19 protein-coding genes are annotated in these 19942 nt (G+C 59.2%); 6 read left to right on the forward strand and 13 right to left on the reverse strand.

Annotation, left to right across the window (positions count from 1 at the left end; genetic code table 11):
* Together GOW31_RS18350 and GOW31_RS18355 are read right to left on the reverse strand one after the other, a co-directional pair.
* On the reverse strand, positions 1–1023 hold the full coding sequence (locus tag GOW31_RS18350; RefSeq protein WP_371813788.1) for a hypothetical protein: 1023 nt from the start codon (positions 1021–1023) through the stop codon (positions 1–3).
* A 110-nt stretch (positions 1024–1133) separates the two neighbouring features.
* The gene (locus tag GOW31_RS18355; protein WP_171172081.1) at positions 1134–2621 is read right to left on the reverse strand and encodes an ABC transporter substrate-binding protein; all 1488 of its coding nucleotides are present in this window, start codon (positions 2619–2621) and stop codon (positions 1134–1136) included.
* A gap of 169 nt (positions 2622–2790) precedes the next feature.
* Here GOW31_RS18355 and panB point away from each other — a divergent pair, with 169 nt between their 5' ends.
* From panB to glpK, 3 genes are all read left to right on the forward strand, one after another.
* Positions 2791–3630, forward strand: coding sequence for a 3-methyl-2-oxobutanoate hydroxymethyltransferase (gene panB / locus GOW31_RS18360; protein ID WP_171172083.1), 840 nt, complete (start codon positions 2791–2793; stop codon positions 3628–3630).
* Entirely contained in the window at positions 3627–4478 is an 852-nt protein-coding gene (gene panC, locus GOW31_RS18365) for a pantoate--beta-alanine ligase (RefSeq protein WP_171172085.1), read from the forward strand. Before panB ends, panC begins: the two co-directional genes overlap by 4 nt.
* 69 nt (positions 4479–4547) lie before the next feature.
* Complete coding sequence (gene glpK / locus GOW31_RS18370; protein WP_152459446.1) at positions 4548–6026, forward strand: glycerol kinase GlpK; 1479 nt, start codon at positions 4548–4550, stop codon at positions 6024–6026.
* Here the strand turns inward: glpK and smpB are convergent.
* The 10 genes from smpB to GOW31_RS18420 all read right to left on the reverse strand — a co-directional run bounded on the left by smpB (position 6023) and on the right by GOW31_RS18420 (position 14238).
* Complete coding sequence (gene smpB, locus GOW31_RS18375; RefSeq protein ID WP_152459447.1) at positions 6023–6499, reverse strand: SsrA-binding protein SmpB; 477 nt, start codon at positions 6497–6499, stop codon at positions 6023–6025. The two genes, glpK and smpB, sit on opposite strands and share 4 nt — an antisense overlap.
* Positions 6500–6557: 58 nt before the next feature.
* Positions 6558–7100 (reverse strand): isopentenyl-diphosphate Delta-isomerase, encoded by a 543-nt coding sequence (idi, locus tag GOW31_RS18380; protein ID WP_171172087.1) that lies wholly within the window; start codon positions 7098–7100, stop codon positions 6558–6560.
* Positions 7101–7301: 201 nt separating this feature from the next.
* Entirely contained in the window at positions 7302–7715 is a 414-nt protein-coding gene (locus GOW31_RS18385; protein WP_171172089.1) for a cytochrome c family protein, read from the reverse strand.
* Positions 7716–7828: 113 nt separating this feature from the next.
* Complete coding sequence (locus tag GOW31_RS18390) at positions 7829–8845, reverse strand: P1 family peptidase (protein WP_171172091.1); 1017 nt, start codon at positions 8843–8845, stop codon at positions 7829–7831.
* An 82-nt stretch (positions 8846–8927) separates the two neighbouring features.
* Positions 8928–9674: an SDR family oxidoreductase gene (locus GOW31_RS18395; protein ID WP_171172093.1), complete on the reverse strand. Its 747-nt coding sequence runs from the start codon at positions 9672–9674 to the stop codon at positions 8928–8930.
* Positions 9675–9734: 60 nt separating this feature from the next.
* Entirely contained in the window at positions 9735–10154 is a 420-nt protein-coding gene (arfB, locus tag GOW31_RS18400) for an alternative ribosome rescue aminoacyl-tRNA hydrolase ArfB (protein WP_152459452.1), read from the reverse strand.
* A gap of 263 nt (positions 10155–10417) precedes the next feature.
* Positions 10418–11062: a queuosine precursor transporter gene (locus GOW31_RS18405; RefSeq protein WP_171117059.1), complete on the reverse strand. Its 645-nt coding sequence runs from the start codon at positions 11060–11062 to the stop codon at positions 10418–10420.
* A gap of 91 nt (positions 11063–11153) precedes the next feature.
* Positions 11154–12038: an esterase-like activity of phytase family protein gene (locus GOW31_RS18410; protein WP_171117057.1), complete on the reverse strand. Its 885-nt coding sequence runs from the start codon at positions 12036–12038 to the stop codon at positions 11154–11156.
* Positions 12011–12874, reverse strand: coding sequence for a penicillin-insensitive murein endopeptidase (gene mepA / locus GOW31_RS18415; protein WP_171117055.1), 864 nt, complete (start codon positions 12872–12874; stop codon positions 12011–12013). The genes GOW31_RS18410 and mepA overlap by 28 nt, the downstream gene beginning before the upstream one ends.
* Positions 12871–14238, reverse strand: coding sequence for an MFS transporter (locus GOW31_RS18420; RefSeq protein ID WP_171172095.1), 1368 nt, complete (start codon positions 14236–14238; stop codon positions 12871–12873). The genes mepA and GOW31_RS18420 overlap by 4 nt, the downstream gene beginning before the upstream one ends.
* A 128-nt stretch (positions 14239–14366) precedes the next feature.
* Between GOW31_RS18420 and GOW31_RS18425 the strand changes: the two genes are divergently transcribed.
* The 3 genes from GOW31_RS18425 to yaaA all read left to right on the forward strand — a co-directional run bounded on the left by GOW31_RS18425 (position 14367) and on the right by yaaA (position 17574).
* Entirely contained in the window at positions 14367–14654 is a 288-nt protein-coding gene (locus GOW31_RS18425) for a YggT family protein (protein WP_005980077.1), read from the forward strand.
* Between the two features lie 76 nt (positions 14655–14730).
* Complete coding sequence (gene recQ, locus GOW31_RS18430) at positions 14731–16770, forward strand: DNA helicase RecQ (protein ID WP_171172098.1); 2040 nt, start codon at positions 14731–14733, stop codon at positions 16768–16770.
* Positions 16771–16803: 33 nt separating this feature from the next.
* A complete protein-coding gene (gene yaaA, locus GOW31_RS18435) occupies positions 16804–17574 on the forward strand; it encodes a peroxide stress protein YaaA (RefSeq protein ID WP_171172100.1) in 771 nt (256 codons plus the stop codon).
* Between the two features lie 90 nt (positions 17575–17664).
* On the opposite strand, the gene GOW31_RS18440 is transcribed toward yaaA, so the two are convergent.
* On the reverse strand, positions 17665–19923 hold the full coding sequence (locus GOW31_RS18440; RefSeq protein ID WP_171172102.1) for a response regulator: 2259 nt from the start codon (positions 19921–19923) through the stop codon (positions 17665–17667).
* Positions 19924–19942 lie beyond the last annotated feature (19 nt).

The following is a 19942-nucleotide window of genomic DNA, read 5'->3' on the forward strand; positions in this document are numbered from 1 at the left end:
CTAAGGCACCAGAAGGAAAGCGGAAACCGCATAGGCAACGATCGCGGCATAGCCCAGTGGATAGATCCACTTGATCGCATAATTGTCCAAAGTGCGCGCCGCCCCCTCCTTGCCGGACACTTTCAATCGTCGCAGCGCGACGTTGAACACGATCAGCGCCCCGGTCATCAGGAACATGCACTGAAGGACAAAATCCAGAAAAGTCAGATAACCCAGCTTGGGCAGATCTGCGGATATTGCCCAGTTGAACGCGACGAAGACCAGCAGGTTGCCGCCCGCAATCTCGATCCTCCGGCGGTATTCATCCAGAAAAAACAGCGCCCAGCCAACTGAGATCAAGACAAGCATCGGCAGGAAAACCCGAATGACGTAATAGGTCAGATGTCGATTGCCCTCAAAAACAAGCGCGACCTGATCGCTTTCTTTACCGGATAGACCCAAGACCCTGGATGTTTCCAACCGTGCATTGTTCAGAATCCATTCTTCTTCGCCCAGCTGATCTCCGAGGCCAGAGAATTCGTTCAACGGATGGTAAGTGACGTATTCAGAGGGAAAGACCGAAACGACCTCGAAATGAAACTCCTGCGTGTCGAACGGGTATTTTCGGAAATCGAAATGAGGCGCCTGGAGTGTAAGAGACGATTTTTCGACATACAGCACCCGCCCGTCGTAACGCAGGGATGCGGCGGATTCGTGGATCCACTTGTTGGACTGCTGATTGTGAATGACAAAAGCCGGCAGAACGGACCCGATACTTGCCGCATGATTGGCAAGGTCGGGCGGGTTGAAGACCCTGATATCCCTCCCCAGTTCCTCAGGATCAAACGCCAGCGCCGGATCGGTCCATTCCACCCGCAAGACCACAACCGCGCCATAGTTTTCGGCCTTTTGATCAACACCGGTGATCTGGTCGATGCGAATGCCGATCCCAACGTTCAACGGGTTCTCGGGCGTTCCGGGCGGGGCATCCATCCGACCCCCCAACACATTCTGCGCCGTGGCCGCGACAGAGGAACCGAGCACCAGAAAAAAACCTAAAACCAAGACGGGAATGGCACGGAGCAAGAACATACGTGAGAACACCCTGACACAATGGAAGGCCCGGGCCGCCCGGCGCGGCCCGGGCTGTAACATTACTCGGACCAGCTGATCTGAGTCAGATCGATTGCGGCGGTGGGCGCGTTCTCCCAAAGGCCCTGAACGCCGACTTTCGCAACGCCCAGTTTGGCCAACTGGAACAGGTAGCCATTGACATAGTCGCTTGCGATCAGGCGCTGCGCCTCACCCAGCAAACGGGTGCGTTCTTCGGGGTCGGTGGTGGTGTTCAGAGTGTCCATCAGCGCCTGAAAATCCGTGCTGTCATACTGAAAGTAATAATCAGGCCGCGCATAAATACCGATATCCATAGGCTCGGTATGGCTGACGATGGTCAGACCGAATTCCTTGCCCTTGAACACGGATTCCAGCCATTGGGCCCATTCCACATTGATGATCTCGGCCGTGATGCCGACCTCGGCCAGCTGCGCCGCTATGATTTCGCCCCCACGACGGGCGTAAGACGGCGGCGGCAAATGCAATGTGGTCTCGAACCCATTTGCGAATCCCGCCTCTGCCAGCAAATCTCTGGCTTTTTCGGGGTCGTGAGCGGATTGCGCGGTCAGATCGACGTAAGCCGGATTGTGCGGCGCAAAGTGGGTTCCTATCGGCGTGCCATAGCCAAACATTGCGCCGTCGATGATCGCCTGCCGGTCAATGGCATGGGCCAATGCCTGACGAACAAGGATATCATCAAACGGAGGTTGCTTGTTGTTGGTAGACAGGATCGTCTCACCTTCGGTCGACCCCACAAGGACCTGAAAGCGCGGGTCGGCCTCGAACTGAGGCAGGTTTTCCGGCGCCGGGAAGTTGTCAAACACGTCGACATCCTCGGCCATCATGGCGGCAAAAGCGGCAGTCGGGTCCGAGATGAACTTGAACGTCGCAGTCTCTAATGTGGGCTGTTCGCCCCAGTAATCGGAATTTCGGGTCAGCGTGATACTGTCGCCCTGCACCCAGTTTCCAAAGGTATAGGCACCGGTACCAACCGGGTTTGTCTTGATGTTGTCTATGCTTTCCGGCGCGACGATGACCGCATCCCCCCAGGCCAGGTTGAACAGGAAATTTCCGTTCGGCTCTGACAGGGTAACCTTCACGGTCAGCGGGTCGACGACCTCGACGGTTTCGATACCGGCAAACAGGGCCTTCTGCGCGTTGGCGCTGTCTTCCGCGGTTGCGCGGTCAAGGCTGAATTTGACATCCTCGGCGTCCATGGTGGTGCCATCATGGAAGGTCACCCCGTCATGCAGGTTAAAGGTATAGACCGTCCCGTCTTCGGAAATCTCCCAGCTTTCCGCCAATCCGGGCACGACCGAGCCGTCGCCCATGAAACGTGTCAGGCCTTCGAAGATATTGGTGTAAACCACCGAGTCGATGGCTTGCGCCGCGGCGCTTGTCGGGTCCAGATGCGGCGGCTCAAGCTGCATCGCAATGGTGATGTCCGACTTGGCCAAAGCCTGCGTGGCAAGCAGGCTGGCCCCTACGGCCAGGGTCGATGCAAATGTCCGGAACAGGAATTTTGTCATGTGAACTCTCCCTACTGAAATGGGTTGTGCCCTTGTTTTCAGGGCCATTTTACTGACAGTCTTCCTGTAAACCTCAGGTCAATCAAGGGAATGTTCGCGCAACCGGGGTTTCTTCGGCCCCTCCCGATCTGCTATGCCGCACTGCAACATAATACTGCAGGAGCGATCCATGAGCGCCACCGCCCGCAAGAAAGCCCCGAACGCCGAGGACATTCGCGCCCGAAAAGGCGGCGAACCTCTGGTCTCTTTGACCGCCTATACCACGCCAATGGCGCGCCTGATGGACGCCCATTGCGATTTTGTGCTGGTCGGTGACAGCGTCGGCATGGTGCTGCACGGGCTGGAATCCACGCTGGGGGTCACGATAGAGATGATGATCCTGCATGGTCAGGCCGTATCACGCGGCCTGAAAAGTGCGATGATGGTCATCGACATGCCTTTCGGAAGTTATGAAGAAAGCCCGGCACAGGCCTTTCGTAACGCCGCACGCCTGATGGCGCACACAAATGCCGGCGCGGTCAAACTGGAAGGCGGGGTGGAAATGGCTGAAACCATCCGCTTTCTGGTGAAACGAGGCATTCCGGTGATGGCTCATATCGGACTGACGCCGCAGTCGATCAATACGCTGGGCGGCTACAAGGTGCAGGGCCGGGACGAGCAGGCTGAAGCCGTCATGGCAGACGCCCGCGCCGTGACCGAGGCTGGCGCGTTCTCGGTCGTTCTGGAGAAAGTGCCCCAAGGTCTGGCGAACCAGATCACCGAAGAGATTGCAATCCCGACCATCGGCATCGGTGCATCTGCGGGCTGTGACGGGCAGATTTTGGTCGTGGACGACATGGTGGGCTTTTTCACCGCCTTCAAACCCAAATTCGTCAAACGCTATGCCGAGCTTGGTCCGTTGGCCGAAGCGGCCATCGCGGAATACGCGGCCGAAGTCCGCGCGCGGACCTTCCCGGCGGATGAACATGTCTTTGCCGATCAGGCTCCGGCCAAAGGACAAAAGACATGACCGCACCGATTCTGCGCTCTCTGGCCGAGCTGCGTGCCAAAACCACCACTTGGCATCGAAACGGTGAGACCATCGGCGTGGTTCCGACCATGGGTGCGCTGCACGAGGGGCATTTGTCACTGGCACAGGCGGCGAAACAGGGCTGCGACCGGGTGATCGTGACGATTTTTGTGAACCCCAAGCAGTTCAACAATCCCGAAGACCTGGCAAATTACCCCCGCACCGAGCATGAAGACGCCCAAAAGCTGGCCCCTTATGGTGTGGATGCGATCTATGTGCCAGACCCGCAGGAAATCTATCCGGAAGGGTTTTCGACGACGGTATCGGTTGCCGGTCTGACCGACGTGATGGAAGGCCCCTTCCGCCCCGGACATTTCGAAGGTGTCGCCACGGTGGTCGCCAAGCTGTTCCTGCAAACACAGGCGGATCGAGCCTATTTCGGGGAAAAAGACTATCAACAGCTGCTGGTTGTCCGCCGGATGGCGCGTGATCTGAACATCCCAATCGAGGTGATCGGCTGCCCGACTGTCCGAGAACCTTCGGGCCTGGCGATGTCGTCGCGCAATCTTCTTCTTTCCCCCCAAGGGTTGAAGGTCGCAGAACAAATGAACGGCGTCATGCAACAGGTGGCCGACGATCTGGCTAAGGGAGCAGGCTTTGCCAAACTGGCGCAGGATGCCAAGAAAACCCTGCTGAAGGTCGGGTTCACCGAAGTCGAGTATGTCGACCTGCGCTGTGCCGAGACGCTGGAAAGCCTGTCCAGCGCAAGTCGACCCGCCCGCCTGTTCGTCACAGCCTGGGCCGACGGTGTCCGCCTGATCGACAATATCCCTGTCAATCCGGCCTGATTTCTGCACTGGCCCCTTCGCCATTGTTTGCGCTAAAGTCCGGCAAAACGATACCGGGGGAGAGCGGAAATGACCCATATTCTGGCAATCGATCAAGGCACCACATCCTCGCGCGCCATTCTGTTTGACGCACAGATGCGGCCTGTTGGCACCGCCCAGCAGGAGTTTCCTCAGCACTTTCCGCAGGAAGGCTGGGTTGAACACGACCCCGAGGATATCTGGTCCAGCGTTCTGCACGTGTGCCGTGAGGTGATGGAAACCACCGGTGTTTCAGCGGATCAGATTGCCGGTATCGGCATCACCAACCAGCGCGAAACGACGGTCGTCTGGGACAAACAGACCGGCAAGGCCATCCACAATGCCATCGTCTGGCAGGACCGCCGCACCGCCGATATCTGCGCGCGCTACAAACAGGCCGGGTGCGAGGATGACGTCACAGCTCAGACCGGTCTGCTGCTGGATCCTTATTTCTCGGGCACCAAGGTCAAATGGCTGCTAGATACCGTTTCCGGTGCACGCGAGCGCGCAGAAGCCGGAGACCTGCTGTTCGGCACGATCGATAGTTTCCTGATCTGGCGGCTGACCGAAGGCCGTGTTCATGCAACCGATGCCACCAACGCCGCCCGTACCCTGCTGTTCGATATTCACTCGGGCACGTGGAGCGCCGAGATTTGCGACCTGCTGGATGTGCCCCTGAACCTTTTGCCCGAAGTGAAGGATTGCGCCGCGGATTTCGGAACCACCACTTTGCTGGGGGGCGACATTCCCATTCTGGGCGTTGCTGGCGACCAGCAAGCCGCCACCATCGGGCAGGCCTGTTTCCAGCCCGGTATGATGAAATCAACCTATGGCACGGGTTGCTTTGCGCTGCTAAACACCGGCGCGCAGCCGGTTCAGTCGAATAACCGCCTGCTGACGACGATCGCGTATCAACTGGACGGCCGACGAACTTATGCGCTGGAGGGTTCGATCTTTATCGCGGGGGCCGCAGTGCAATGGCTGCGCGACGCGTTGCAGATCATTGATGCGGCGCCACAAAGCGGCGAACTGGCGGCTCAGGCCGATCCGAACCAGCATGTGGTGCTTGTGCCCGCCTTCACCGGCCTCGGGGCGCCTTATTGGAAACCTGACTGTCGCGGAGCGCTGTTCGGGCTGACGCGCAATTCCGGCCGGGCCGAGATTGCCCGCGCCACGCTGGAAAGCATCGCCTTCCAGACCCGCGACCTGTGGCATGCCATGCAGGGCGACTGGGGCGCCGATGCCGATGTCATCCTGCGCGTCGATGGCGGGATGGCCGCGTCTGACTGGACCATGCAAGGCCTGTCGAACTGTCTTGGCGCGCCTGTGGACCGCCCTGTCATGCAAGAGACGACAGCCCTGGGCGCCGCATGGCTGGCAGGCATGAAAGCCGGAATTTATCCGGATCAGGCCGGGTTTGCGGAAACATGGGCGCTGGATCGCCGGTTCGAACCAACGCAGGAACAAGCCGAACGCGATGCGGCTTATGAGCGTTGGCAACGCGCGGTACAGGCTGCGATGGCGTTCTAGCTGTGGTCTTTCAACAAACGCTGTTTCTGCCGTGACCAATCGCGCTTGGCCTGGGTTTCGCGCTTGTCATGGGTTTTCTTACCCTTGGCGATGCCGATCTTGATCTTGGCCAACCCCTTGTGGTTGAAATACAAAACCAGCGGCACCAGCGTCATGCCCTTGCGCTGGGTTGCATTCCACAAATCGGACATCTGTTTGCGGGACACCAGCAGCTTGCGACGGCGGCGTTCTTCGTGCTTGAACACTTTGGCCTGCTCGTATGGCGCGATATAGCTGTTGACCAGCCACAGCTCGCCATCATCGACGGTGGCATAGCTTTCCGCGATGTTGGAGCCACCCGCGCGCAGGGATTTGACCTCGGATCCTTGCAGAACGATACCGCATTCGATGTCGTCCTCGATGGCATAATCGAAGCGGGCGCGCCGGTTTTCGGCGATCACTTTGTAATTCGGGTCTGTCTTCTGCTTGGCCATGACGCGTTGATTTAGGCGGCTTGCGCCGCCCATGCAAGGCACGGAATTCCAGCTGAAGTCATGATTTGGCAGAAATGATCAGATCCGGGCCAAAAATCGTGTCCGCGTGGTTGTGAAGATATATCTTCAACCAGGGCGTAAACCGGTCCGGGTGGCGTTTCACCTCGGCCAACAGATCATGATAGTCGATCCAACGGATATCCATGACTTCATCCGGGTTGGGCGCGATTTTCAGCGGGCCGCGGACATGGGCCAGAAAGACGTCGACAACCTCGTTTTCCACCATGCTGTTGCCGACATCGGCGTGATATTCCAGCCGGTGTCGGTATTCTGGATACAGGCCCGTGATCCCAAGCTCTTCACGCAGGCGGCGCACGGCACAGGTGGACGAGCTTTCGTCCCAATCGGGATGCGTGCAGCAGGTGTTCGCCCAAAGGCCGGGCGTGTGGTACTTGCCCAATGCGCGACGCTGTAACAGGATCTCGGTCCCCCGTACGACAAAAACCGACACAGCCTTGTGCTTGAGCCCCTTCTCGTGAACTTCAAGCTTGTCTACAGGGGTCAACTCACCATCGACCCAAGCTGGGATCATGATACCCATCTGTCCTCTCCTGCTGCCAATCCGCCTGACGAGCCCTGATTTTGATTATAGCTGTTGCCGGACCGGCTTGACTTTGCGACGTTGCTTGGCAATCCGCCGTCTGACTTCAAAGTGTCGCTGTTCCACACTGTTATCAATCGCACCAAAGGCCGCAGGGGCTGCGGCCTTTGGTCCTTGTGCAGTGGTGCACAGTATCAGGTGTTATTCACCCGACACGCTTGCGATATAGGCATAGACGTCTTCGGCACCCTTTTTCAGCTTGAAGGTCATTTTCGATTTGGCGGATGTGTCATCCAGATAGGTTTTCAAAAATGCCTTGGGGTCCTGAGCATACTCGACAAAAGTAGTTTCGTCCCAGACCAGACCCTTCTCACCGGCGGCAACGATGCTGTCTCCGTATTTGAAACCCTCAACGGTACCGGCGGTGCGGCCCGCGATTCCATAGAGGTTGGGGCCGGTCTTGCCACCTTTGACGATCACTTCGCCTGCCGGGTCGGCGATCATGTGGCAGGACTTGCATTTGTTGAAGGTTTTCTTGCCCGCCTCAGCGTCACCTTCAGCATAAGCAGGAAGGGCCAGAAGGCCGACGATTGCGGTAGCGAGGATGCGATTCATAGCTTTTGCTCCGATAGAAATTGGCTGCACCGAATGGACCGTCGGCGCAAAAAAGAGTCAACGCGCAGATTGCCGCGCGCGCTTAATGTGCCACTGCGACAAATACGATGTCCTTAACTTTTGTCATGTACCTCGGACCAGCAAGGCAACAGATCGCCCGCGGCCGGAGTCGCCAGATACACGGCGCGCGCAATAGCTCGCGCCAGGCACAGCGAGGCCGCATGCCCGATGACACCTGGTTCGGTGTCGGTGGCGACACTCCGCGCGCCCGTGCTGACCCCGAATACCAGATCACCATCCCCCGGCGTGTGGGCGGGTACAATGGCGCGGGCAATACCGTCATGGGCGGCAACGGCCAGTCTCTGACATTGCGGTTTGGTCAGGGCCACATCCGTCGCAACGATGGCAATCGTGGTATTGGCCTTGTCCGGGTTCGCGGACTGCATCACCTGCGCCTTGCGACTGACCGTTGGTTGGCCAAGTCCGGCATTGGAATCAGGCCCCAACCCGCCGAATTCGCCGTCCACTTCAAAGGGGGCTGCCCAGAAATGCCTGTCACCCGGCGTGGTGACACTGCCCAGCGGATTGACCGCAACCAATGCGCCAACGGTAACACCACTGTCCAAAACAACCGAGGCCGAACCCAACCCGCCTTTGTGCATCGCGGTCAAAGCCCCGGTTCCTGCACCTGCTGTTCCGAGTTCGAACCGGTCCGACGCGGACTCGAACGCCGCACGGCCCAATGCGCGATAGGGATTCTCGTGCCACGCCTTGTCGCCGCCATTCAGCAGGTCGAACAGGATCGCCCCGGGCACGATCGGCACCACGGCGGAACCCACCTGAAACCCGCGGCCTTGGGCATGCAGCGCGTCCATGACACCCGAACAGGCATCCAGCCCGAAGGCCGACCCGCCCGAAAGCACGATCGCATCCACCTTTTCAACGGTCTTGTCGGCGGCCAGCAAATCTGTCTCGCGCGTGCCGGGAGCGCCACCCATCACATGCACCGAGGCTCGGAGTGGTTGCGCGCCGGTCAGGACGGTGACGCCTGATTTCAAAGTTGCGTTCTGTGCGTTGCCGACCTTCAGGCCGGGGACATCCGTGATCAGGTTTCTGGGTCCGGGGATCATGCAAGCCTCGGCGGTTGAGCGGGAAAGCGCGCTGGCGCGCGCTGCCTCCGGCGGGGATATTTTTGGCCAGATGAAGAGCGGGTCAGATGCATCGGCCTCCGTCCACCTCGAGCGCGGCGCCGGTGATCATGCTGGCCTCGTCCGAACACAGGAAACAGGCGGCATTGGCCATATCTTCGGGGGTTGAGAAGCGGCCCAACGGGATGGTCGACAGGAATTTGGCACGGATTTCGGGCGTATCCTCGCCCATGAAGGATTTCAATAGCGGCGTTTCCCCGGCAACCGGGCAGATCGCGTTCACCCGCACGCCGGACGGGGCGAGCTCGACCGCCATCGTTTTGGTTGCGGTGATCATCCAGCCCTTGGAAGCGTTGTACCAGTTCAGGTTCGGGCGCGGTGACAGGCCCGCGGTTGAAGCAACATTCAGTATTGAACCCGCCCCGCGCGCCTTCATGGGTGGAACCAATGCGCGGGCGGTCAGATAGACGGATTTCATGTTCACGTTGAAAACACGGTCGAAATCCGCTTCGCTTACCTCCTCCAGCGGCGCCGGCAAGTGGGTCACACCGGCGTTGTTCACAAGGATGTCCAGATGGCCGAAGGTTGTGAAAGCCGCATCCGCCATCTTTTGAACCGAAGCGCCCTCGCCTACATCGACCTGCTGGGCAACCGCCTCGGACCCAAGCCGGGTTGCGAGTTCATGCGCAGCATCGCCATTGATGTCAGCGATCATGACACGCGCGCCTTCGGCCAGGAACTTCCTTACGATCCCAGCACCAAACCCGGATGCACCGCCAGTGACGATTGCGGTTTTTCCCTCCAGCCTCATGGTGTTACTCTCCTGCACCTTTTGCAGGCCAGACTATCAACGCCCGGACGAGATGCCAGATCAATCTTCGGACACCTTGCCGCGCAGCGCCTTGACGTCGCCCCGCGCCTTTTTCGCCGCAAGCCTGCGTTTGACCGAACCATAGGTGGGTTTCGTCGCGATGCGCCGCTTGGGTTTGACCAGCGCCTTGCCGATCAGCTCGGCCAGCCTTGTTCGCGCAATTTCCCTGTTGCGGGCTTGGGAACGTGTTTCTTCGCATTGAATGATGATCGCGCCATCCTTGGTCCATCGGCGCCCGGCCAGCCGTTTCAGCCGCGCCTTGACCGGATCGGGCAGCGAGGGTGAGCGCGCGGCTTCGAAGCGCAGTTCAACGGCGGTCGAGACCTTGTTCACATTCTGCCCACCTGGACCGGAGGAACGCATGAAGCTCTCGGTCATTTCCCAGTCTTGCAGAGTGATTTCGTCAGAGATGCGCAACATGGGCAAGACCATAGCTGGAGCGGTTAAAAACAGAAAGGGCCGCCCCGGTGGGACGGCCCTTCGAAAGTTCAGGAGGTCGGGTCGGTTAGATCAATCGACCAGCCGGAGCATACGCTCGGCCAAGGGCTGCCCTAGCAGGCGGTCCCCCCGGTTGTTCCGACACCTCTCTCCAATCTCTTTCTCGACACTGGATCACCTCCTTTTCTATCTGTTGCGGTTGAAAAGGATGGTGACACAACTTGTGCCACTCTCAAAGCGTTTTTTTACGCGGGCCGTGCGGTCAGGCGCGCGACGATCACCTTGAAGGGGATCAGCGCGACCAGGGCCAGCGACAGCTTCACCAGCCAGTCGGCAAAGGCCAGCGTCACCCACAGGGGCGCCTCGGGGCCTGACAGCATGAAGGGCACGGGCTCCCACGCCCAGTTGATGGCCGCATCCGCATCGGCGCCGAAGACGGTCACCGAAGCCGAGAACGCGATTGTGAAGAAGATCGCTGTATCCAGCGCCGACCCGACCAGTGTGGACACCAGCGGCGCGCGCCACCAGCGGCCTTCACGCATGGCGTTGAACACGGTGACGTCGGTCAGCTGCGCGATCAGGAACGCGGTTCCCGAAGCCACGGCGATGCGCAACGGCACGGCGGCGTAGGTGAAGCCGTCGCCCTGCAGCATGATCTGGCTGCCGATCAGCGAGCAGATCACGCCGGTTACGAAGCCGGCGAACACGACCTTGCGGGCCGGGCCCACGCCATAGACGCGGTTCATGATGTCGGTGACCAGAAAGGCCAGCGGATAGGTGAAGGCACCCCAGGTCAACAGCCCGTCAAAGATCAGGAACTGGACCAGGATGTTCGAGGCCACGACGATGGCGGCCATGGCAAGAATGCCGGGAATAAAGTTGCGTTGCATTTTTTGATGCCCGTTTTGACAAGGTAGCGGCGACTTGGCCAAGGGACCGTCCCAAGGCAGGCTGTGCGTTTAGACCTTCATCTGCCGCGTGTCAATCGGGCAGCAGATACTCGACCAACTCGGTCCGTTGCAGTGCCAGAAAGTTGTCATCCGAGATCATCGTGGCCCGCAAACGTCCCCGATCATCCCGCCAGATCGACAAGCCTTCGAGGTTGTCATGCGCGCCGGTTCCGGTTTCGAACAGGGTTTCCTCGGCGTTTGGCACGTCGCCTGTCAGATCCCATCGCCGCAGGCGCGAGCGAAATCCGATTGCCGTGAGGTTTCGCTCCAACACGTAGAACCGCCCATCAGGACCGAAATCAGCGGCAACCGGTTTGAACCAACCACGCTGGGGCAGAACAAATGGGGTCGACCAGGTTTGGCCATTCCAGCGATAGACGGGAATATCTCCGTCCGAGGTGCGGTTCGTTTCCGGCAGCGTATACAGCCGCCCGCGCCTGTCGATGGCCAGACCTTCAAAGGACCCGTTGTCGGCGAGATGCTGAAATGCCTGCGGGCGTGGCAATACACGCGCCTTCGTGCCCGGTGCGGGGTAATGGGCGACGCGGTGCACCCCTTCGAATGAGATATAGAATCCACCGTCAGGAGCCGCCGCAATCCCCTCGGAATCGCCAACGCCGCCGGACATAAGATGCCCGTTGCTGGACAGAACCGGCCATTGCCCCAGAATGCGAATGCCGGTGATCTCGCCATCAAGACGGTCAATGCGCGCCGTCACCAACCGTGCCCGGTCGCTCAGCGCCATCATCTGCTGCCCATTGTCCGAAATGAGCAGCGCCGAGAATCCACCGAACCAATCCGCCTTGTCACGCCATGCAAAACTGCTTTGATGTGTGGCGGTTTTTACATCCACTCCAGGGGCCGCCGTGGCCAGAAACAGTGCCGCACCTACTTGGATTGCAAGACTGAGGCGCATTGTTTCGGCAAATCGGCCAGCACATATTCCCGGCGTTTCTTGGGCGGCGGCGCGTTCGGATCGGGCGGCGGCGGGTTCAGGATGTTACGCACCCATTGTTGCGCCTCGGCACAGCCATCGCCCTTGGGTGGTGCATCCTGGTTGACGCATCCCTTTGATCCTCTTGGGCATTTCAGGCGTACGTGAAAGTGGTAGTGATGCCCCCACCAGGGCCTGATCTTGCGCAGGTAGGCCCGGTTGCCTTTTTCATCGTTGCACATCTGAACCTTAGCCCCGGGGAAAACGAAGATACGTGCCACGCGCTTGTCCTTGGCGGCTTCGCGCAGTACCGCGTGGTGCTGTTTGGTCCAGTTGCTGTTGACATAGGCACCGTTCGAGCGGCGCAGCGATATGGACGAAATATTCTCGCGCGCCTTGCGCGACAGGCGCATGTTGTCACCCGGAAGCATCCAGATATCGATATCCAACCCCAGCTGGTGCGAGCGGTGGCCCGAAGTCATTGGCCCGCCCCGCGGCTGGCTGATATCCCCGATATAGAGACCGTTCCAACCCGGCTGTTTCGCTGCAAACCGGCTGAGGTCCTGCACGTAATCGATCGCTTCGGGGTGCCCCCAGTTGCGATTGCGCGACAGCCGCATTGCCTGCCACGTGGGCCCGGTCTCGGGCAATTGAACCGATCCGGCCGCACATCCGCGCGAATAACTGCCGAACGCCGCTGCTTTTTGTTGCGAGCTTACCTTCTGTGCCCCGAACAACTGCTTTGCCAAGGGCTGCGCTGATGCCGTATTCGCCAGCGCGGTTATTACCAATAGTGCCAAAAAACGTAGTAAAATCATCTGCTCTGATCCCCTTCAGGTCTGACCCAGCGCATCAGGAATAGACCCAGAATAAACAACAGAATGATTGGTGACACCCCCAGACGCGCACTGCCGGTAGCGGTTGTTGCAATCCCGATCAACAACGGGGCCGCAAAAGCGGTCGCGCGCCCCGACAGACCATAAAGACCAAAGCTTTCGACCGGGGTTTCGGGGTCGGTGTGGCGCACCATCATCGAACGGCTGGCCGATTGCAGAATGCCTCCCATGCCACCGATCAGCACACCACAGCCAAAGAAGACGAGGTCAGGCAGGTTGGATCCGTCAGGCAGGCTGATGCCGTAGATCTGCGTCCGGTCCATCGACACCACTGTGACGCAGACAAAAATCAATACCCAGATCGCCACCAATATAACCGGCTTCGGGCCGTATTTCTTGTCTGCCTTCCCCCCGATCCACGCAAAAACGGCCGAAGCGAGAACGCTGACGATCCCGAATACTCCGATCTTGATCAGATCCCATTCCAACACCAGCCGCGCATAGACACCACCAAAACTGTACAGCCCGTTAAGTGCGTCGCGATAGAACATGGACGAACCGAGGTAACTGGCCAGACTGACGCGATAGCGCAAGTTAGACACTGATTTCGACAGCAGGCGCAGCGCCTCTCCCACGCTTCCTTTCCTGTCTGTCGCCGCATCATCGCGGACCCACAGGAAGTACGGAACCATGAACAGAATGAACCAGATTGCCGTAAATGGGCCGACAAAACGCGTGCCTTCCCGGGTGGCGGCATCCAGACCAAAGGCGGGCACCATCCCGATCAGGGTTTTGCCGTTTGGCTGTTCCACAAACAGCGCCAGCATGATCGCGAGCGAAATCAGCCCTCCAAAATAGCCAAAGGCAAAGCCCGAGCCCGAGATCTCGCCCACTTCGCTGTCATCACCCAGATCGGGTAGCTGCGAGTTGATGAAGATCAGCGCATATTCCGCACCTACGAAGCCAAAACCGAAAGCCGACAGCATCAGCCACATGTTCGAGCCATCGGGCATCGTGTACCAAAGCGCCGCAGACCCGACCGCATACATGACCGAAAAAGCAAATATCCACGGGATGCGCCGCCCCGAGACATCCGCCATCGCCCCTAGAAGCGGCGCGCCAAAAGCGATGATCAACCCGGTGATCGTCAGACAGTTCGCCCAAACGGTCTGCGCGCGCGCCGCAGCCGCCTGCGCATCCAGCCCTTCAGCGGTGAAATACCCGGCGGCGACGCCTGCGAAGTATGGGCCAAAGACAAAGGTGACCAGAAGGGTGTGGTAGGGTTGGCTGGCCCAGTCAAAGAACCACCAGCCCCAGATGCGCCTGCGCTTGGATATTTCTGCCATCTCTGCCCCTGTTTATCGTTGCGATTATATGACTGGGCTTTAATTCAAATCGCAAGCGTTGAGTGCCAGACACTTGCTCTTTGTCGCCATGGTGCTTAGGTCTCGGCCAACAAGAATACGGAGAACCCATGCTGTCGCTGATCCAAATCCTGCTGCTGATCCTGGACATTGTCTGGTTCATCATCCTGGCCCATGTGATCATGAGCTGGCTGATCAACTTTCAGGTGCTCAACCTGCACCAACAGCTGGTCGCGCAAATCTGGTACGGGCTGAACCGCCTGTTAGAGCCTATTTATGGCCCGATCCGGCGTATCCTGCCCAACATGGGCGGTCTGGACCTGACGCCGCTGGTGGTGCTGATCGGGGTCTATGCGCTGCGGATCATACTGATCAACAACGCGGTCTATTTCTACTGACCTCTTGTTCCCCGATTCCGACTGTGTGATTGTCCTTTCAAGAGCAGTCAAATCTTGAAACAGGGCACCCACGCACATGTTCGACGCCGCGCCTCTGCTGCGAGATGTCTTTGGATTCGATGAATTCCGCCCCGGGCAGGAAGAGATCGTCGATGCCGTAACCGCCGGCCAGAACGTGCTGGCGATCATGCCCACCGGGGGCGGCAAATCCCTGTGTTATCAACTGCCTGCCCTGCTGCGCGACGGGGTCACGGTGGTGATTTCGCCGCTGATCGCCCTGATGCGCGATCAGGTGCGGGGGCTGCAAGAAGCCGGGGTCGAGGCCGGTGCGCTGACCTCGGGCAACACCCCCGAGGAAACAGATGCCGTGTGGGAGGCTCTCGAGGACGGGCGGCTGAAACTGCTTTACATGGCGCCTGAACGGCTGGCCGCCGGGTCGGCGCTGGGCATGTTGCGGCGGATCAATGTCAGCCTGATCGCGGTGGACGAGGCCCATTGCGTCAGCCAGTGGGGCCATGATTTCCGCCCTGATTATTTACGGATCGGAGAGCTGCGGCGCGCGCTGAACCTGCCCTTGGCCGCCTTCACCGCCACGGCGGATGCGGAAACACAGGACGAAATCGTCGAGAAACTGTTCGACGGCACACCCCCGCGCAAGTTTCTGCGGGGCTTCGACCGGCCGAATATCCACCTGGCTTTTGCCGCCAAGGACAGCCCGCGCAGGCAGATCCTGGATTTCGCGGACGCCCGCCGAGGCCAGTCGGGCATCATTTATTGCGGCACCCGCAACAAGACCGAAGTTCTGGCGCAGGCGCTGCGCGAACAGGGCCACAGCGCCTGCCACTATCACGGCGGGATGGAGGCCGAGGACCGCCGCATCGTCGAAACCCGCTTCGCGCGCGAGGACGGGCTGATCGTGGTGGCCACCGTGGCCTTCGGCATGGGCATCGACAAGCCCGACATCCGCTGGGTCGCCCATGCGGACCTGCCGAAATCCATCGAGGCCTATTACCAGGAAATCGGACGCGCCGGACGCGACGGCGGGCCGGCCGAGACCCTGACTCTGTTCGGCCCCGACGATATACGTTTGCGGCGGTCCCAGATTGACGAGGGGCTGGCGCCACCCGAACGCCGCATGGCGGATCATGCGCGTTTGAACGCGCTGCTGGGGTTGGCCGAGGCGCTGCACTGCCGCCGCCAGACCCTGCTGGGCTATTTCGGGGAACAGGCCGCACCCTGCGGCAAATGCGACCTGTGCGATACACCGCCCGAGGTATTTGATGGCACAACACCTGTCCGAATGGCCTTGTCCGCGATTCTTCGCACCGAGGAATGGTTTGGCAGCGGTCATCTGATCGACATCCTTCTGGGGAACGAGACCGACAAGATCCGCGCCCGTCGTCATGATAGTCTGTCCACCTGGGGCATCGGCAAGGACTGGTCGCGCGCGCAATGGCAGGTGATATTCCGCCAGATGATGGGGCACGATCTGGTGCGCCCCGACCCCGAACGCCACGGGGCCTTGCGTATGACCGAGGCCGCCAAACCTATTCTCAAGGGCGAGGCAAAGATCAACCTGCGCAAGGACGCCCTGCGCAAGGCAACCCGCCGCCCCGCCGTGAAAGCCATGGTGTCCGAAGAAGATGCGCCCTTGCTGTCGGCTCTCAAGGCCAAAAGACGCGCTTTGGCAGAGTCCGCCCGGGTCCCTGCCTATGTCATTTTTCCGGATCGCACCCTGATCGAAATGGCGGAAAAACGCCCCATGACGCTGGACGAGATGGCCCGGATCGGCGGCGTCGGCGCCAAGAAGCTGGAACGGTATGGCGACACCTTCCTTGAAGTGATCGCGGGCGAGGCCCGGGCGTTGCACCCGGCGCGGCGCAAGCTGGCCGGTCGCGATCAGGGCGACATCTATGACCGCTTGCTGGAAGTACAGTCCCAATTGTCCCGCGGTCCCGACGGGATAGACAAGCCTCTGACCTGCTCGGCCTCGCAACTGGCAAAGGTGGCACAGATGCGCCCGGATGACCTGCGCGGGCTTGAACAGGTGCTGGGCGACCGGCGTCACGAAAGGTTTGGCACCGCCTTTCTGGACGTGCTGCGTGAGGCGGGCTAGATACACCGGGACAGGTAAGGAAAGAGGGCAGGTATGCTGGTGGTGATTTCCCCGGCCAAACGGCTGGACTGGACAGAGCGGGATGTTGAAGTCACACAACCCGATTTTCAGGATGATGCGATCAGACTATCCAAAACCGCACGCAATCTGACCCTTGGCGATCTGAAAAAGCTGATGGGTCTGAGCGATGATCTGGCGCGCCTGAACCGCGATCGCTATCGTGCTTTTTCCGACATGCCAGACGCTGATGCAACGCGCCCTGCCGCGCTGGCCTTTGCGGGGGACACCTATAAGGGTCTGGAAGCAGCTTCGCTCGATCCTGACGAACTGGCATGGGCACAGGATCATCTGCGCATCCTCTCAGGTCTCTATGGTGTCTTGCGGCCACTCGATGCGATACAGCCCTACAGGCTGGAGATGGGCAGCAAGCTGAAAACACGGCGCGGCAAAAACCTTTACGAGTTTTGGCGCGACCAGCTGAGCAAAGCTCTGAACGCACAAGGCAACATGATCGGCAGCGACGTTCTGATCAACTGCGCCAGTCAGGAGTATTTCGGCGCCGTGGACCCGAACGCGCTGAAATTGCGCGTCATCTCGCCAGTGTTCATGGAAGACAAAAACGGCACTCCGAAAATCGTGAGTTTCTTTGCCAAAAAGGCGCGTGGTGCAATGGCGCGATATGTCATTCACCACCGCCTGACCGACCCCGATGCCTTGCTGGATTTCGATACGGGCGGTTACGCGTATCGTGCTGACCTGTCGGAAAAGGATAAACCTGTCTTTGTTCGACCTTATTCGGCCTGAGACCCTGACAGCCTGATCGATACTTCCTTCCACGGTTTTGGGCCGTGGGTCCGGGCGAGGGGCCAGCCCCTCGCGCTCACCGGGATATTTTCAGCCAGATGAAGTGGGATCCTGTTTGCGGTCACACATGGGTGCATGCTTCTGGGCGAGGTGATTGTCCATGACTTCGCTTACGCCATCCGGTTGGTGTTGCAGGATCATTTGATGAATGTGGTTTTTGCGCAGCGGTTTCGTCATGTAGTGATCCAACCCCGCGGACAGGATGCCCTGATCGTCACCGGCCATTGCATGAGCCGTCAAGGCGACGATCGGGACATGACGCCCTGTTTCGACCTCAAGCCTGCGGATTTCAGCAGTGGCCTGTTTGCCGTCCATTTTTGGCATCGATATGTCCATGAAGATCAAGTCCGGGTCAAATTCCTGAAAGATCTCGACGGCTTCTATTCCATTGGGCGCAAATCGCAGATCTATATGCAGGTCTTTGACCATCTTTTTAAGGATCAGCTGGTTGGTAAGATTGTCCTCGGCCGCAAGTACCTTCATGCGCCTTGTTTCCAAGACCTTGGGTTCTTGGCCGTCAGAGACGGGTTTTCGCTGCGTCGAACGACGTTCTGGCGGCGGGATGTCCTTGAGAGCCACGAGCCTGGAATACAACTCGGCCCTGGGGATCGGTTTTTGCAACACACCGTCGATCAGTTCACGGGCTGGGTGCGTGTGGATCAGAGATGGATTTGCAGACATCACGATGACCGAGGCGTCGCCCCACCCACGGTCTTTGAGGGTGACGGCAAGATCCAAGCCATCCATATCCGGCAGATCATGATCGCAAAGGACAAGTTCAATCGCGTCATGCATTTCTGCCAGCGCCTCGGCCCCTGATGCGCAAACCGTCACTTCGGCCCCCAAACGGCCAAGTTGTTTCGCCAGAATGGCCCGGTTTACGGCCAGATCCTCGACCACCATGACGTGTTTCACGCAATCCGCCAGTTTCGGAGGCTCGGGCTGTGGGCCTTCTGCCGTGGGCAGCGACACCCTGAACCCGAAACAGGATCCCCGACCCGGTTCGCTTTCGACCCAGACTGAACCGCCCATCATGGTGATCAGGCGCCTGGTGATCGCAAGACCCAACCCGGTACCTTCAAATTGACGATTGCGTTCATCTTCGACCTGATTGAACTCACCAAAAACGTGGTTGATCTTGTCCGCATCGATACCGATGCCGGTATCTTCGATGGCAACATGGATGTCGCATGTCTGAGCCTGAGCATGCGGAACGCCTGTCACACGGACCAGGACATGCCCTTCCGTGGTGAATTTGACTGCGTTGCCGACCAGATTGGTCAGAACCTGCCGTATTCGGCCCGGATCGCCCACGAAAAGGGTGGGCAGGAACAGGTCGTAATCCACAAGCAACGTGAGCCCCTTGTCGCGCACGCTTGGCTGCAACAGCATTGCGACTTCAAGAATGCAGCGCTCCAGATCGAAGGGTTCAGGGTGCAAAACCAATTTGTCCGCCTCGATCTTGGAGTAATCAAGCACGTCGTTGATGATAACCAACAATGCCTCACCCGAATTGCGGATGGTGTTGACATAGAGCCGCTGTTCTTCGTCCAGCGGAGATTCATCAAGCAGTTCGGCCATACCCACGATACCATTCATCGGCGTGCGGATTTCGTGGCTCATATTGGCGAGAAATGCTGATTTGGCCCTGTTGGCTGCTTCCGCCCGTTCGCGGGCAGCCTTCAGTTCTGTTTCGTGCCGGACCGACGCGGTGATGTTGAGCGCCAGGCTGACCACGTCACCGCCGCTGCCACGCTGATCGATCAGGCGGATGTAGTGACCGTTCCACAATTGCATGACGATCGGAGGTGGATTGGCCCGATTCCAGCGTGCCTGCATTCTGGCCTGCCATTCCTCGGCAGTTTCGTCACCGGTATCGACAATTCCTTCGGTGGTCAGCAATTGCAGAATGCGCTGGTAGGAAATCCCTGGCGCCACCTCATCCAGCCCTTCAAACACGCTGAGATACGCAGCGTTTGCGCTGATGAGCCTGCTGTCGCCGTCAAAGAATGCAAACCCGTCCTGAATCGTCTGGATCGAATGCCAAAGGCGGCGTTCGGCAATCTCGATCTTGGCATGAGCGACGGTGAGATCCGATTTGACCTTTTCGTTTTCGCCACGAACGGTTTCGACTTCGGCCTGAGTTTCACCAATGCGCCTGGTCAACGCCATGGCGTGTTGGCCCAGTTTGCGATTGGCGGCCGAAAGTTCGGCCTGTTTCAAGGCAAGCATTCGTTCGGCTGCCAGACGCGCACGCCGTTCCTGTGCCAGTTTGTTTGCAAGACTCATTTTGATCGATTCCGGGACG

The organism is Ruegeria sp. HKCCA0370, from assembly GCF_013033705.1.
GTDB lineage: Bacteria > Pseudomonadota > Alphaproteobacteria > Rhodobacterales > Rhodobacteraceae > Ruegeria.

Bases quoted from the DNA above. Each gene is read 5' to 3' on its own strand.
- glpK (WP_152459446.1), top strand. From the start codon at position 4,548: ATGACCCATATTCTGGCAATCGATCAAGGCACCACATCCTCGCGCGCC.
- GOW31_RS18405 (WP_171117059.1), bottom strand. From the start codon at position 11,062: ATGCAACGCAACTTTATTCCCGGCATTCTTGCCATGGCCGCCATCGTC.
- recQ (WP_171172098.1), top strand. From the start codon at position 14,731: ATGTTCGACGCCGCGCCTCTGCTGCGAGATGTCTTTGGATTCGATGAA.
- panB (WP_171172083.1), top strand. From the start codon at position 2,791: ATGAGCGCCACCGCCCGCAAGAAAGCCCCGAACGCCGAGGACATTCGC.
- idi (WP_171172087.1), bottom strand. From the start codon at position 7,100: ATGGGTATCATGATCCCAGCTTGGGTCGATGGTGAGTTGACCCCTGTA.
- GOW31_RS18410 (WP_171117057.1), bottom strand. From the start codon at position 12,038: ATGCGCCTCAGTCTTGCAATCCAAGTAGGTGCGGCACTGTTTCTGGCC.
- GOW31_RS18385 (WP_171172089.1), bottom strand. From the start codon at position 7,715: ATGAATCGCATCCTCGCTACCGCAATCGTCGGCCTTCTGGCCCTTCCT.
- yaaA (WP_171172100.1), top strand. From the start codon at position 16,804: ATGCTGGTGGTGATTTCCCCGGCCAAACGGCTGGACTGGACAGAGCGG.
- mepA (WP_171117055.1), bottom strand. From the start codon at position 12,874: ATGATTTTACTACGTTTTTTGGCACTATTGGTAATAACCGCGCTGGCG.
- smpB (WP_152459447.1), bottom strand. From the start codon at position 6,499: ATGGCCAAGCAGAAGACAGACCCGAATTACAAAGTGATCGCCGAAAAC.
- GOW31_RS18440 (WP_171172102.1), bottom strand. From the start codon at position 19,923: ATGAGTCTTGCAAACAAACTGGCACAGGAACGGCGTGCGCGTCTGGCA.
- GOW31_RS18425 (WP_005980077.1), top strand. From the start codon at position 14,367: ATGCTGTCGCTGATCCAAATCCTGCTGCTGATCCTGGACATTGTCTGG.
- GOW31_RS18420 (WP_171172095.1), bottom strand. From the start codon at position 14,238: ATGGCAGAAATATCCAAGCGCAGGCGCATCTGGGGCTGGTGGTTCTTT.
- GOW31_RS18390 (WP_171172091.1), bottom strand. From the start codon at position 8,845: ATGATCCCCGGACCCAGAAACCTGATCACGGATGTCCCCGGCCTGAAG.
- arfB (WP_152459452.1), bottom strand. From the start codon at position 10,154: ATGTTGCGCATCTCTGACGAAATCACTCTGCAAGACTGGGAAATGACC.
- GOW31_RS18395 (WP_171172093.1), bottom strand. From the start codon at position 9,674: ATGAGGCTGGAGGGAAAAACCGCAATCGTCACTGGCGGTGCATCCGGG.
- GOW31_RS18355 (WP_171172081.1), bottom strand. From the start codon at position 2,621: ATGACAAAATTCCTGTTCCGGACATTTGCATCGACCCTGGCCGTAGGG.
- panC (WP_171172085.1), top strand. From the start codon at position 3,627: ATGACCGCACCGATTCTGCGCTCTCTGGCCGAGCTGCGTGCCAAAACC.